Genomic DNA, 13249 nt, shown 5'->3' on the forward strand with positions numbered 1-13249 from the left:
TGGGCGCTGCGATTGCAGCGTTTGATTTTGGATGAAGTCGTTATCCAGCATCAGCAGTGCTGATTGAATTTAAGTATGCAAAAAATCGGGCATTTTTGGTGGTACGTTTGATCCCATTCATTATGGGCACTTGGCTTTGGCGCGCTGTATGCGCGATCAATTGCAGCTCAATGAAGTACGTTTAATCCCCACAGGTTTACCGCCGCATCGCCCGATGTCACCCGCGTCACCCGCGCAGCGTTTGGCGTGGGTGCGGGCGGCGATTGCTGGTGAAGCCGGTTTGCTGGCCGATGATCGAGAAGTTCGCCGAGTAGGCTATTGTTACACTTTTGATACGTTGCGCGAAATTCAAGCAGAAAACCCGCAAGCCTTGCTGGTTTGGTTGATTGGGGCTGATTCTTGGCAGCATTTACCAACGTGGCATGCTTGGCGTGAATTATTGGATTTGGGGCATTTACTGATCGCAGCGCGGCCAGAGTTTGATATTGACGTGGAAAATTCACGCTTAAGCCCTGATTTAGCAGAAGAATTTGCCAGTCGGCACGTAATAGCCAACACCAATACACTGTCTCGGGGTAAAATCAGTTTATTATCCAGCCCGCTTATGCCTATCTCGTCGACGCAAGTGCGTGATTTATTATCACGTGGGGAAGATGTTTCAGCGCTCACCCCCGTGTTCGACCTGTTAGATCAAAGTGGGCTTTATCGTTAAATTATAATGCTGCGCCGTAAGTGGCTGATTGGGTTAAAAATCAGCTTCGGCGGTGGCGATGAAGCTTTTACAAGGAAATACAATGACAGAATACGTCGACGCAATGCGTGATATCGCCGTTTTGGCGCTTGAAGATATTAAAGGTAAAGAAATCCAAGTTTTGGATACCACTACACTGACTGATTTATTCGATTGCATGATCGTTGCTACCGGTGAATCAAACCGTCAAGTTCGCGCTTTGGCTAATAATGTGGCCGTTGAATTGAAAGCCAAAGGCTATGAAATCCTCAGCACCGAAGGTGAAGAGACTGGCGATTGGGTATTGGTTGATGCCGGTAGTTTGATTGTGCATGTGATGTTGCCTGCAGTTCGTGATTATTATGACCTTGAGCAATTATGGGGCGGTCAAAAACCAACCTTTAACCCAATGGGTAAAGCTTGGTCAGCAGTTTAATCACTGCATAAGGTGAGTTTCAGCTTTGCTGGACTCGCCTTTTTTTTTCGCCTGCGTGGTTCAGACGCAGGCCGACTCTGCGCAAAAGTTTGATCAGAAAGTGTCGCCGCTGTAGGCCGTACATTCAGTACGACTTAGCGAACGACGCTGCGCGAAATTGAGTTATGCCATTGATGCGGATCCGGCATTATATCTATATAAGCAAATGATCTTTTTTATTCGCTTAATATTCCGTACAGTTCATCCATTCCCAGATCATCTTGATTGTAGGCGCTATGAATACTTTGTCCGAAGCAAGGCTGACGCACTTAAAGCAGCTTGAAGCCGAATCGATCCACATCATTCGTGAGGTGGCCGCTGAATTTGAAAATCCCGTCATGCTGTATTCCATTGGCAAAGATTCTGCCGTGATGCTGCATTTAGCTAAAAAAGCCTTTGCGCCGGGCAAACCTCCGTTTCCGTTGATGCATGTGGACACCACGTGGAAATTCCAAGAAATGTATAAGCTGCGCGATAAACAAATCGCTGATGGCTGGAATTTGATTCGCCATGTGAATGAAGCAGGTGTGGCTGCTGGCATCAATCCATTTACTGCCGGCTCGGCCAAGCATACCGATGTGATGAAAACCGAAGGTTTAAAACAAGCTTTAAACAAATACGGTTTTGACGCAGCATTTGGTGGCGCGCGCGTCGTGATGAAGAAAAATCTCGCGCTAAAGAGCGTGTGTATTCATTCCGCGATAAAAACCATCGTTGGGATCCAAAAAATCAACGTCCAGAGTTGTGGAATATCTACAACTCGAAGGTCGACAAAGGCGAATCGATTCGCGTATTCCCGATTTCGAATTGGACTGAGCTCGACATCTGGCAATACATCTACATGGAAAACATCGAGATCGTGCCGCTGTATTTGTCAGAAGAGCGCGAAGTCGTTGAATACAACGGCTCGCTAATCATGATTGACGATGAGCGTATTTTGCAATATCTAACGCCAGAGCAAAAAGCGACAGTCACCAAGAAATGGGTGCGTTTCCGTACCTTGGGCTGTTATCCATTGACCGGTGCCGTGGAATCTACAGCGACGACTTTGCCTGAAGTGATTCAGGAAATGCTGCTGGCGACGACTTCTGAGCGCCAAGGCCGCGCCATTGACCATGATTCGAGTGGCTCGATGGAAAAGAAAAAAATGGAAGGCTACTTTTAAAATCGTCACCACAGAGGCACAGAGACACAGAGTTTTAAGTCAAGTGCTTCAGGTGGTTGGAAAGTGATTAAAGAGGTTTTCTCTGTGCCTCTGCGTCTCTGTGGTTCAAAAGATTTAAGGTTTTAAAATGTCAAATCAATCAGAACTGATCGCCAGCGATATCTTGGCGTATTTGAAGCAACACGAAAACAAAGACATGCTGCGTTTTATTACTTGCGGCAATGTGGATGACGGTAAATCGACTTTGATCGGTCGCTTGCTGCACGACTCAAAACTGATTTTTGAAGATCACCTCGCGGCGATTCAAAAAGACAGTCAAAAATTTAACACGACAGACCAAGAAATCGACTTGGCGTTGCTGGTCGACGGCTTACAAGCCGAGCGCGAGCAGGGCATTACCATTGATGTGGCTTACCGTTATTTCAGTACTGAAAAACGCAAATTCATCATCGCCGATTGCCCAGGTCACGAGCAATACACGCGCAATATGGCGACCGGCGCGTCAACGTCTGACCTCGCGATTATCTTGATCGATGCGCGTTATGGCGTGCAAACGCAAACGCGTCGCCATAGCTTTATTGTGTCCTTACTTGGTATCAAGCAAGTCATCGTTGCCGTCAACAAGATGGACTTGGTGGAGTTCAGTGAAGCGCGTTACAACGAAATCCGTGCGCAATATCTGGATTTTGCCAAAGATTTGGCGATTGAAGACATCGAATTCGTGCCATTGTCGGCGCTGCGCGGCGATAACGTTGTGAATGAATCGGATAAAACGCCATGGTACGAAGGCCAAACTTTGATGGGCTTGCTCGAATCCGTGCAAATCAATAAACACGCCAAGCTCGACGCGTTCCGTTTGCCAGTGCAATACGTGAATCGCCCGAACCTCGATTTCCGTGGCTTCTGCGGCACGATTGCCGCTGGTCACGTGTTGCCCGGCGATGAAATCATTGCGCTGCCATCAGGCAAAAAATCGAAAGTTAAAGCGATTGTCACGTATGAAGGCGAGCAGCCGGCTGCATATTCAGGTCAAGCGATTACCTTGACGCTGGAAGACGAAATCGACATTTCTCGCGGCGATATGATTGTTCGCGCCCAAGACGCGCAGCCGCATGTTGGCAGTGCATTTGACGCGCATTTGGTGTGGATGAACGAGGCGCCGTTGGTGGTTGGCAAGGAGTATATGGTCAAGCTCGGCGGTAAACAATGCTTCGGGCGCGTTACCTCCATCCAGTATCGTATCGACGTGAATAGCCTTGATCATCTGAACGTGCAAGAACTGAAACTCAATGAGATTGGTTTGGTGCGTATTGATTTGACTGCGCCGATTGCGTTTGATACCTACCGCGAATGCCGTGGCACCGGCAATTTGATCATCATCGACCGCTTAAGCAACGCGACGTCGGCCGCCGGCATGATCCACGCGCCAGCAACGGCAGCGGTAGGTGAAGAAGTCGATGAATTGACGCGCTTACGTGCCTTTGAAGCTGATTTGAATGTGCTGGTTCGCAAACATTTCCCGCATTGGGGCGCAAAAGATATTTTGGACTTGCTGAAGTAAGGGCATTAAAGCCGCAAAACTAAACCCGCGAAGTTGCGGGGTTTTTTTATGGGCGCTGATTTAAAGCACCGATGTGTTAATGATGATTTAATTGCGAGCGAAAGCTTACCGAATTTTGATTCTGCATCTAAACTAAGGCCATGAGTTTACCCGCTGACGCGCCAATAATAGGAATACTAAAGATGTCGCTGGCCATTGATTTTTATTTTGATTTTTCTTCGCCATACGGTTATATCGCTTCGCAATTGATCGATCCCCTCGCTGAAAAATACGGCCGCTCTAGTCATTGGCATGCGATTGTCTTAAATGATAATTTTCAATCGCTTGAGCGAATGAAAATGGCCGGCAATATGACGCGAACCGATTATATTAAGCGCGATGCCCAGCGTTTGGCGGCTTATTATGGCATTGCTTATCACACTCCTTCTTTAGTCGGCGTGAATACTGAGCAAGCAGCACGGCTGTTTCATACCATACACGATCGAGATCCGCAGCAAGGAACCGCTTTTGCTAGCTTGGTGCTCAAGGCTTATTTTGTCGAAAACAAAAACATCGCCATCTTAGAAGAGTTGCAAGCGCTGGCAAGCCAAGTGGATATTTCAACAGAAGAATTCCACGAGGCTTGCAGTAATCCAAGCAGCCGTGCTCGGGTGAAGGCTGAAGTCGATATGGCTGAGGCGCGCGGAGTCTTTGGCTCGCCTTTTTTTATGGTGGGGGGCGAGCGCTTTTGGGGTAATGATCGTTTGCCGCAACTCGAGCGCTGGCTGGCTACTGGCCCATACTAACGCTGCCGCCGCAGATGCGGCTTAGTCGCGTGTTAACACTTCTAATAATTCAATTTCAAAATACAAATCAGAATTGGGCTTGATATGCTCGCCAATTTGCCGCTCGCCATAGGCCAAATGCGCGGGGGACGAATAACTTTCGCTTGCCACCGACTTGCATCCCCATCAGCCCTTGATCCCAGCCTTTAATGACTCGCCCAGTCCCAATCACGCATTGAAATGGTCGACCCTTAAGGTGTGACGAATCAAACACCGTGCCGTCAAGCAAAGTGCCAGTGTAATGGGTGGTAATCAACGCGCCTTTGACAGCGGCCTTGCCATCGCCGACGACGAGGTCTTCGATAATGAGTTCTGTGGTCATCGTTTTTGAATCATAAAGTGGATAAAAAATTAACGTTTGGCGAAGGCTAAAGCACCACCTACAGCAAAAAAAGCCAGTGCACAGCTGCGATTAAACGCTTTAATTCTTTGGCCGCTGGCTAACCAGCGCGCCAGTGACATCCCACCCAAGGCATAAATCAGTTGCCAACTGAGCTCAATAACAAAAAAGCTACTGAGTAAAATCAGCCATTGTGGGCCTTGCGGCAAACTGGGGTTAATAAACTGCGGCAAAAAAGCACCGGCAAATAAAATCGCTTTGGGATTAGATAGGGCGATAGTCAGACCGGTTCGAAAGCGGGCGGGTGCAGTATCGGCGTTGGCGTTTGGCAGCGACAGTTGGCTGCCTGCATTCCAGCATTGATAGCCTAAATACAGTAAATACAAGGCACCGACTATTTTTAGCGCGGTGAATAGCATTGCTGATGCGGCTAAAATGGTGCTGACGCCCATCGCCGATGCACTCAGTAGCAAGGTCAAACCGACAATCGTTCCTGCCATCGTCGCCGTTGTTGCCCGCCAGCCATAGCGGGCACCATGGCTAATCATTAACAACATATTTGGCCCAGGCGTCGCCGAGATAAAACACGTTGTGGCAATAAATGCCAGCCAAATCTGCAAAGACATATCGTCAAATCCTTTAGGTATTGCTCTATAGCCTATTTAAAATAAAGCGCATGGCCAGATACCTATATGAACATGGCAATTTAGCTGCGGCCTTTCCAAGTGGTGTTGCAGTTGTTTTGCAGATATTTAAATGCGCGTTCCATATACAGATCCGGAAACTCTGGGTCTTTATTAGCGAGAGCAGTGTCTGCGTCTTCTTTTAAATCATTAAGCCAAAAATCGGTCAATTCTTCGCGTAATTCAACCGGCACATTGTGCTCGATAAATTCAATCACAGCGGCGTCGTTCAGGCCATGCTCACGCAGCGCTTGCACCATGGCGGTGGCTTCGCGTTTGAGCATGGCAGATTTAACCGGTTGACCAGTGGCGACCAATAAAAACAACGTGGCAATCACGCTATTGTCATCGTTATGGCTAATGCGCTGCCAGTTTTTGGCAATGGCTTCATCGTATTCGCTAATCGCATCAATGCCGCCTTTCAAATAATAATGGGCAAGATTGAAACTATTATTGCGAATTTTTGGCCATTCTTGGGCGATAAATCGCGCCATTTCTTTTTGGGCGGTTTGCTCGATTTTTTTCGGTGCATCGCTAAAAAATAATGCGAAACGCTCAGGATTTTCGCTGACTTTTTTTGGTTTTATCGCTTTAATCAAAGCATCAAATTCACTGCGTTTGGGCAGTTTAATCGCGGCTTTAGGCGCTAAAATCAACAGCATCGCGGTGTTGATCAGTTGCTCGGCATCGCAAATTTCTTCGCTAGCTAATTGCAGTTTTTTGGCTAGCCAAAAGCCTAAATCCAGCAGGTTTTGAATCGCTTGCCCACGTGCTAATTGAGCTTGGTAGTCAGGCCATGAAATTTGCGTTTCACCGCTCATTTCATTTAAAAATGATTGCTGCTCGTCGCTAGACGCTGGGCCATGCTGTAGTAGCAAGGTTTCTTTAGGCATGGCGTGCAGGCGGCGCAGCATATCGGCGCCTTGTTTCGAGTGCGATAACAGCGAGTTATTTTGCAAAGACTGCGCGCCAATTTGCACATCACCTTGAGCATGGTCTTCGAGGTAAATGCTGATTAAATTGGTGATGCGGATAATCGCTAGCTCTAGATCAGGGCGCAGGTAAGCAGTGCCAAAATAATTGGCAATCTGCACCATGCCCTTGGCTAAATCGGCTTGAATCGTCGTTTGCCGTTCAGCACTGATGATGCCGTGCTGAAACGCCATATACAAAGGCTTTATCAAAAAAGCGGCGTGAGTCAAACGCGGTGATGGTCGTGCTTATTGTCATATTAAATTGCCGATTCCTCAGCATCATCCGTTTTGCTAATCGCCTGCATGAGGCTTTCGAGTGCGCTATCACTAATCGGTTTGCTGCGGCGCTCATTGTGCATCGCTTGCATCAAAACACGGCCTTGTAATTCGCCGATGAGTAATTCAAATTCATCGGGTAGCTCGTGAAATAACAGCCAAATGGTTTCTTTCCAGTCGTTGTCTGCGACTTCTGAGCGGGTATAGCTCCAATTGGTTTTATCAAAAATATGTTCCAAGGAATGAAACACATTAAAGAACTCGCGAATTTCATCGCTGGTACTATCGCCATCATCCGACAAAAATGGCAGCGGTGTCGTGGTATTGCTGGCGTGCATCACAAAATTGAGCACGTCTTCTAAACGGCCATAAAAATAATCCGCCATCGTTTCAACGCCACCGGCTTCTTTAAAAATCGGCTCGAGATATTCGCTGGTTAAATCGGGATTTTTATAGATTACCGCATTCATCATGCCGCGCATTTTGTCTTTATTGCGCTCGCCATATTGCTTATCAAGAACCACTGCGCGGGCAAATTGCTCGGGCGTGACCATCATGCTCAGTAAAGATTCTTTGGATGAATCATATTCGCGCATAATCGCCAGCAAATCTTTGGGCGCAACATCCCCTAAAATTTGCATCAGCGCCGTATCGCCGTGTTGATCGGCAATATCGGACAGCACTTTTTCGGCGCCTAAAATATCGCCGACCAAAATAAGTTGTGAGGCATTGATAATTGCTGGATGCATGATCAGTCCTTTTGCAGCGTTGAATTTCGGTAGCAAGAGCCAATGGTCAACCGACTCTGGTCGGTGCCGATTGCGGCCACTTATTTACTCTCTGATTCGTGCGATTCAAAACCTTGTTCTGATAACCAAGATGCACCTGATGCGTCTAAATCACCCATCTGTCCACCATCGTCGTCTGAATTGTAAACATCATGATCATCGTCAATGGATTCAGACTCGGCATGGCTCTCTGGCGCGCTGCTGTAGTGGCCGCCTTTGATTCGCAAATATTCCAATGCCGCAGCAATGACTAAAAATTGCTCACCACCATCGGCATCAATGGCTGCTGTCGTGTATTGCTGCGCCCAATCGGCAATAGTGAGGTTGTCTTGCAATTGATCCCAAGAGATAAAATCATCGCCATCGGGCTCACTGGCGATCAGTGCTTTCAGCATTGCCGGCGAAGTAAAGCTAAATGCATTGTAGAAAACCACCGCCACCATTTCAGGGCTGAATTCAATCATCGGCAATAGATGCGTAAATTGTTGGCGTTTTTCATTCAGGCGTTTTTTTAGCGCTGGGCGACCTTCTGAGTCGGTCATTAAGTCATCAAGTTCCGCGTCATAAACGGGAATTAATTCGGCAAAAAAGGGCGATATATTCACTGAAACAAACCTTGTAGATATTTGGCAGTAATCTCTTGGGCAACAGCCAAAGGATCATCAATTAAGCTGCGCTGACGATAATCATCGTAAGCTTTACGTTTTTCGCTATCGGAAAGCACTTCATAGGCGACTTGGATTTCTCTAAATCGCGCAGCGGCATCAGGGGCCGGATTTCTATCGGGATGAAATTTAGTCGCATTTCTGCGGTAGGCCGATTTAATCTGCTCGATGCTGGCATTAGGCTGAACGCCAAGCCGAGCATAGTGATCATGTAAAGACATCCAGTATCCTCATTGTGAAGAGGGTGATCTTGTGAACTAGCAAACAAAAAGCCCACTTCTTGCGAAGCGGACTTTTAGCTTGATGACTGGGAGAGCTAAACGAGAGAAATAAGTCAGCTCGCCTAGGTGCTATCGAGTGAACCCAGCTCAAAATATAGCAACAAGTGGGCGCAATTATAGCAGATTTTAACTCACCCCATCGCCATGAAATCAATGCCTGTTGGATTGTTAGCTCAAGGCTGCCAATCTTGTTAGGGTTTATGGATTTTGGCGTAGGCTTTTTCAAGCTCACCGCTTTCGCGGGCGGTTTTGATGGCTTTGCTGATCTGCTGTAATTGATTTGCGATATAAAAAAACTAACGAGTCGATGTAAATATTTCATTTTAACTATCGACACATTGTGGCTAGAATAGCTCCTGTCAATTACACACAACGCTGTTCACAAGGAGTTACACCATGGCCATTATCAATACTGTTATCAAACCTTTCAAAGCAACTGCTTACCACGAAGGCAAATTTGTTCCTGTTAGCGATGAAGCGCTAAAAGGTAAGTGGTCAGTGGTTTTCTTTTACCCTGCTGACTTTACTTTTGTTTGCCCAACTGAGTTAGGCGACTTGGCTGATGTATACCCAGAATTCCAAAAAATGGGTGTTGAAGTGTACTCAGTATCGACTGATACCCACTTCACTCACAAAGCTTGGCACGATGCGTCTGACACCATCAAAAAAATCAACTACCCAATGATCGGTGATCCAACAGGTACGATTACTCGTAACTTTGACGTGATGATCGAAGAAGAAGGCTTGGCATTGCGCGGCACGTTCGTGATCAACCCAGAAGGCGAGATCAAAGTGGCTGAAATTCATGACTTGGGTATCGGTCGTGATGCCAAAGAATTGCTGCGCAAAGTACAAGCAGCGCAATACGTTGCCAGCCATCCGGGTGAAGTTTGCCCAGCTAAATGGACACCAGGCGAAGACACTTTGAAGCCGTCTTTGGATTTGGTTGGCAAGATCTAAGTCCTGCGCTGTAAACCCTCTGCTTTAGCGATCTAAGTATTTAGATCAGTCTGTTAATCCGTGCCGCCACAGGCGGCATGGATTTCAGTGATCAAGTTGCACTTGATCAGTGAAATTCAACCGGAGAATCCCCATGCTCGATGCTCAAATTAGCGCCCAATTGCAGGGCTATCTCGAAAAACTACAATATCCGATCGAATTGATTGCTTCATTAGATCAAACTGCTGCCGCCAATGAAATGGCCACTTTGTTGCAAGAAATCGCCGCTTTAAATTCTAAAGTCACAGTGCGTATGGATGGCGTTGCCGCCTTGCGCCCATCGTTTGCCATTGCTCGCCTTGGCGATGCGCCGCGCGTGCATTTTGCCGGTATTCCATTGGGGCATGAATTTACTTCTTTGGTCTTGGCTTTATTGCAAGTCGGTGGTCATCCGCCACGCGTGGATGAGGCAACGATTGCATCGATCAAATCATTGCCAGGTCCATTGAATTTTGTGTCGTTTATTTCTTTGTCTTGCCACAACTGCCCTGATGTTGTGCAAGCCTTGAATTTAATGGCGGTACTTAATCCGGCGATTACCCACACCATGGTCGATGGTGCTTTGTATCAAGATTATGTTGCTGAGCAGCAGCGCGTGATGGCGGTGCCGACCGTGTTGCTGAACGATCAGCCTTTTGGTCAAGGTCGGATGACGGTTGAAGAAATCGTGGCCAAGCTCGATACCCGCAGTGGTGAGCGTGCCGCGCAAGACATCAATGCCAAAGCAGCGTTTGATGTGTTGGTCGTCGGTGGTGGCCCAGCAGGCGCTTCTGCTGCGGTATATGCCGCTCGTAAAGGGATTCGTACTGGCGTGGTTGCTGAGCGTTTTGGCGGCCAAGTGCTCGATACCATGGGCATGAGAGAATTTTATTTCGGTTAAAGCCACCGAAGGCCCGAAATTGGCCAGTGCCTTAGAAAACCATGTTCGCGAATACGAAGTGGACATTATGAATTTGCAACGCGCAAGCAAATTAACCCCAGGCGATTTGATTGAGATTGAATTGGCCAACGGCGCAAAATTGCAAAGTCGCAGCGTGATTTTGTCGACCGGTGCGCGCTGGCGTGAAATGAATGTGCCGGGCGAGCAGCAAGAATACCGTGGTCGTGGTGTGGCGTACTGCCCGCATTGCGATGGCCCATTGTTTAAAGGCAAGCGCGTGGCGGTAATTGGTGGCGGCAATTCCGGCGTCGAAGCGGCGATTGATTTGGCAGGGATTGTGAGTCATGTGACCTTGCTTGAGTTTGGCGAACAAATGCGCGCTGATGCGGTATTGCAAAACAAATTGCGTAGCCTGCCGAATGTAACGATTTTGACGCAAGCGCAAACCACGGCCGTGATCGGCAATGGCGAAAAAGTCACTGCGCTCAATTACACTGATCGTGCGTCTGGTGAAGCGCGTAGCATTGAGCTAGAAGGCATCTTTGTACAGATTGGTTTGTTGCCTAATACCGATTGGTTAAAAGGTGTGGTCGATTTAAGCCCAAGCGGTGAAATCATCGTTGATGCGCGCGGCCAAACTTCGGTGCCAGGGGTGTTTGCCGCCGGTGATGTGACCACCGTGCCATTTAAACAAATCATTATCGCCATGGGCGAAGGCGCTAAAGCCTCGTTATCAGCGTTTGATCACCTGATTCGCAGCGGGCATTAATCGCGAGATTAAAATGACGTAAAAAACGAGGCCAAGCGCCTCGTTTTTTTATGGGCGATGAAAGTCAGCTGGCAAAACTTGCTGGTATGGCTATTTGACTTAGTGGTGTGGCGGGCACGGTTTGCGGTGTAATTGCTTTGCCAAACGTCTTTGCTTACTTAATGGTATAGGGCTGTAGGGTTTAATTTAGAAGCGATAACTGGCAATACCCTAAGGGCTGGGCGCTTTTCGCGGCATCTCTGCGTTATTTCATGCTCGAATAACGGGTTATTAGTCGCATAAAATGCCTTGATCTGCCGCGAAAATCGCGTAAGCAGCGACCGAAAACCAAACGTCAACAGACCCTAGTCTGGTAGGTGAAAGCAGAGCAAGCTGTTCGCACGCTCAAACCCCTCAAACTTGCGCGATTTTGTTCTGAGCTTAAGCCAATACGTAAATCGGGTTGGCTGGTTTATTCAGTCAGCCCAATCTGGCGCAACCATTGGCGGAGCATGTTTTTCCCGGCGGAGGCTTTGCTTAGAGCATTGTGTTTTCCACTTGCACGTAGCTTGGGAATATCAACGCCAGCAAGGTGTAGCTCGACGGTATGGCCAATGAGCCATGGCTCCATTTTATCCCCATGCGCTTCAGCATGAAATTGCAATGCCAAGGTGTGCGCGCCATAAGAAAACGCCTGATGCGGTGTGAGCGCTGTTGACGCCAGCAAGGTGGCGCCAAGGGGCAAATCAAAGGTGTCGCCGTGCCAATGCAGCACATCGACGTGCGCTAATGCGCTCAGAAATGAATTTTCTGCCGCCTGAGCCAATTGCAATGGCGACCAAGCAATTTCTTTCGCTTTACCGGGATAAACCGCCGCCCCAAGTGCTGCGGCAATGATTTGCGCGCCCAAGCAAATACCAAGCACCGGCAAGTTCTGGCGTATTCGCTGCGCTACATACTCAATTTCGGCGGTGAGCCACGGATATATTGAGGCCTCATAGACGCCAATTGGTCCGCCTAAGATAATCACGAGGTCTGCGGCATGGCATGTGCTGAGATCAAATTGCGCCATTCCCGCGTCGATATATGTGATGTCAAAACCTTGCTCGATTAAAACCTCAGCAAAGATACCAAGGTCTTCAAACTGCAGGTGTCGTATGGCAATACATTGCATAGGATGCTCCGCTCGCTTGTTGATAGTGCACGGCTGTTGATGCTCATTACCCAGTATCGCGCATTCGCTAATGGTTGCGAGGCGTTGGGTCGTGTTGCACCAAACGCCTCGCAATCGATCAATCGACAGGATTTAACGCCACTAGCGGAAAGTCCACCGGCACCTCAAAAGCGACATTCACATAATTGGTAAAAATATTCAGCGCAATATGCGCGAGGATTTCGACGATATGTTCATCGTCAAAACCAGCGGCACGTAATTCGCTGATATCGTTATTGGATAGCTGTGCGCGGTTTTTGACGACCTTTAAGGCAAACGCCAATGCCGCTGCAGTTTTCGCATCGTTTGATTGGCCAGCTTGGGCGGCCTGTAATTCATCGGCGCTCACGCCGGCGTTTTTGCCAAGTACCGTATGCGCCGCTAAGCAGTATTCACAACGATTCTGGTTGGCAATCGCGACGGCAATCTGCTCGCCGAGTTTTGCTCCCAATACACCGGCCCCTAAGGCCGCAAATGAACCCCACATACTGGTGAGTGCTGCGGGCGAGTTGGCAACGGCTTTAAACATATTGGGCGTAGCACCAAAAGCCTGCTGAATCTGCGCTAACAAAACTTGGCGGTTGGCTGTGGTTTCGGCAGCGTTAATGAGTTGTACACGGGGCATGATGATTTCCTTTTCGTAAATC

12 protein-coding genes and 3 pseudogenes are annotated in these 13249 nt (G+C 48.1%); 7 read left to right on the plus strand and 8 right to left on the minus strand.

The features are described from left to right. The first annotated feature begins 91 nt into the window (after positions 1 to 91). The 5 genes and pseudogenes from nadD (at position 92) to GKO28_RS10670 (ending at position 4716) form a co-directional block, all read left to right on the plus strand. Positions 92 to 712 carry a nicotinate-nucleotide adenylyltransferase gene (nadD, locus tag GKO28_RS10650; RefSeq protein ID WP_182077460.1) on the plus strand — a complete coding sequence of 207 codons (621 nt, stop codon included), beginning with the start codon at positions 92 to 94 and terminating at the stop codon, positions 710 to 712. 82 nt (positions 713 to 794) lie between these two features. Beyond that, positions 795 to 1166, plus strand: coding sequence for a ribosome silencing factor (gene rsfS, locus GKO28_RS10655; RefSeq protein WP_173533053.1), 372 nt, complete (start codon positions 795 to 797; stop codon positions 1164 to 1166). Positions 1167 to 1441: 275 nt separating this feature from the next. After that, positions 1442 to 2370 (plus strand): annotated as a pseudogene (cysD, locus tag GKO28_RS10660) (sulfate adenylyltransferase subunit CysD). Between the two features lie 127 nt (positions 2371 to 2497). Further along, positions 2498 to 3931, plus strand: coding sequence for a sulfate adenylyltransferase subunit CysN (gene cysN, locus GKO28_RS10665; protein WP_182076241.1), 1434 nt, complete (start codon positions 2498 to 2500; stop codon positions 3929 to 3931). A 182-nt stretch (positions 3932 to 4113) separates the two neighbouring features. Then, the gene (locus GKO28_RS10670; protein WP_182076242.1) at positions 4114 to 4716 is read left to right on the plus strand and encodes a 2-hydroxychromene-2-carboxylate isomerase; all 603 of its coding nucleotides are present in this window, start codon (positions 4114 to 4116) and stop codon (positions 4714 to 4716) included. A gap of 21 nt (positions 4717 to 4737) precedes the next feature. Here the strand turns inward: GKO28_RS10670 and GKO28_RS10675 are convergent. The 6 genes and pseudogenes from GKO28_RS10675 to GKO28_RS10700 form a co-directional block, all read right to left on the minus strand. Then, a pseudogene (locus GKO28_RS10675) lies at positions 4738 to 5077 on the minus strand (FKBP-type peptidyl-prolyl cis-trans isomerase). A gap of 29 nt (positions 5078 to 5106) precedes the next feature. Further along, complete coding sequence (locus GKO28_RS10680; protein WP_182076243.1) at positions 5107 to 5721, minus strand: LysE family translocator; 615 nt, start codon at positions 5719 to 5721, stop codon at positions 5107 to 5109. 80 nt (positions 5722 to 5801) lie between these two features. After that, the gene (locus GKO28_RS10685; RefSeq protein ID WP_182076244.1) at positions 5802 to 6944 is read right to left on the minus strand and encodes a hypothetical protein; all 1143 of its coding nucleotides are present in this window, start codon (positions 6942 to 6944) and stop codon (positions 5802 to 5804) included. Between the two features lie 65 nt (positions 6945 to 7009). Continuing rightward, entirely contained in the window at positions 7010 to 7777 is a 768-nt protein-coding gene (locus GKO28_RS10690) for a hypothetical protein (protein ID WP_182076245.1), read from the minus strand. A gap of 80 nt (positions 7778 to 7857) precedes the next feature. After that, the gene (locus GKO28_RS10695) at positions 7858 to 8421 is read right to left on the minus strand and encodes a hypothetical protein (protein WP_182076246.1); all 564 of its coding nucleotides are present in this window, start codon (positions 8419 to 8421) and stop codon (positions 7858 to 7860) included. Beyond that, positions 8418 to 8702, minus strand: coding sequence for a DnaJ domain-containing protein (locus GKO28_RS10700; RefSeq protein ID WP_173533062.1), 285 nt, complete (start codon positions 8700 to 8702; stop codon positions 8418 to 8420). Before GKO28_RS10700 ends, GKO28_RS10695 begins: the two co-directional genes overlap by 4 nt. 456 nt (positions 8703 to 9158) lie before the next feature. Between GKO28_RS10700 and ahpC the strand changes: the two genes are divergently transcribed. Continuing rightward, positions 9159 to 9722, plus strand: coding sequence for an alkyl hydroperoxide reductase subunit C (gene ahpC, locus GKO28_RS10705; protein ID WP_173533073.1), 564 nt, complete (start codon positions 9159 to 9161; stop codon positions 9720 to 9722). Between the two features lie 133 nt (positions 9723 to 9855). Continuing rightward, a pseudogene (ahpF, locus tag GKO28_RS22825) lies at positions 9856 to 11410 on the plus strand (alkyl hydroperoxide reductase subunit F). 451 nt (positions 11411 to 11861) lie between these two features. Here the strand turns inward: ahpF and GKO28_RS10715 are convergent. Further along, the gene (locus GKO28_RS10715) at positions 11862 to 12563 is read right to left on the minus strand and encodes a glutamine amidotransferase (RefSeq protein WP_182076247.1); all 702 of its coding nucleotides are present in this window, start codon (positions 12561 to 12563) and stop codon (positions 11862 to 11864) included. A 118-nt stretch (positions 12564 to 12681) separates the two neighbouring features. Then, on the minus strand, positions 12682 to 13227 hold the full coding sequence (locus tag GKO28_RS10720) for a carboxymuconolactone decarboxylase family protein (RefSeq protein ID WP_182076248.1): 546 nt from the start codon (positions 13225 to 13227) through the stop codon (positions 12682 to 12684). Positions 13228 to 13249 lie beyond the last annotated feature (22 nt).

Source organism: Deefgea sp. CFH1-16, assembly GCF_016881365.1.
GTDB lineage: Bacteria > Pseudomonadota > Gammaproteobacteria > Burkholderiales > Chitinibacteraceae > Deefgea.

Excerpts from the sequence above, each read along its gene's own strand:
- rsfS (WP_173533053.1), top strand. The coding sequence starts at position 795 with ATGACAGAATACGTCGACGCAATGCGTGATATCGCCGTTTTGGCGCTT.
- cysN (WP_182076241.1), top strand. The coding sequence starts at position 2,498 with ATGTCAAATCAATCAGAACTGATCGCCAGCGATATCTTGGCGTATTTG.
- GKO28_RS10670 (WP_182076242.1), top strand. The coding sequence starts at position 4,114 with ATGTCGCTGGCCATTGATTTTTATTTTGATTTTTCTTCGCCATACGGT.
- GKO28_RS10680 (WP_182076243.1), bottom strand. The coding sequence starts at position 5,721 with ATGTCTTTGCAGATTTGGCTGGCATTTATTGCCACAACGTGTTTTATC.
- GKO28_RS10685 (WP_182076244.1), bottom strand. The coding sequence starts at position 6,944 with ATGGCGTTTCAGCACGGCATCATCAGTGCTGAACGGCAAACGACGATT.
- GKO28_RS10690 (WP_182076245.1), bottom strand. The coding sequence starts at position 7,777 with ATGCATCCAGCAATTATCAATGCCTCACAACTTATTTTGGTCGGCGAT.
- GKO28_RS10700 (WP_173533062.1), bottom strand. The coding sequence starts at position 8,702 with ATGTCTTTACATGATCACTATGCTCGGCTTGGCGTTCAGCCTAATGCC.
- ahpC (WP_173533073.1), top strand. The coding sequence starts at position 9,159 with ATGGCCATTATCAATACTGTTATCAAACCTTTCAAAGCAACTGCTTAC.
- GKO28_RS10715 (WP_182076247.1), bottom strand. The coding sequence starts at position 12,563 with ATGCAATGTATTGCCATACGACACCTGCAGTTTGAAGACCTTGGTATC.
- GKO28_RS10720 (WP_182076248.1), bottom strand. The coding sequence starts at position 13,227 with ATGCCCCGTGTACAACTCATTAACGCTGCCGAAACCACAGCCAACCGC.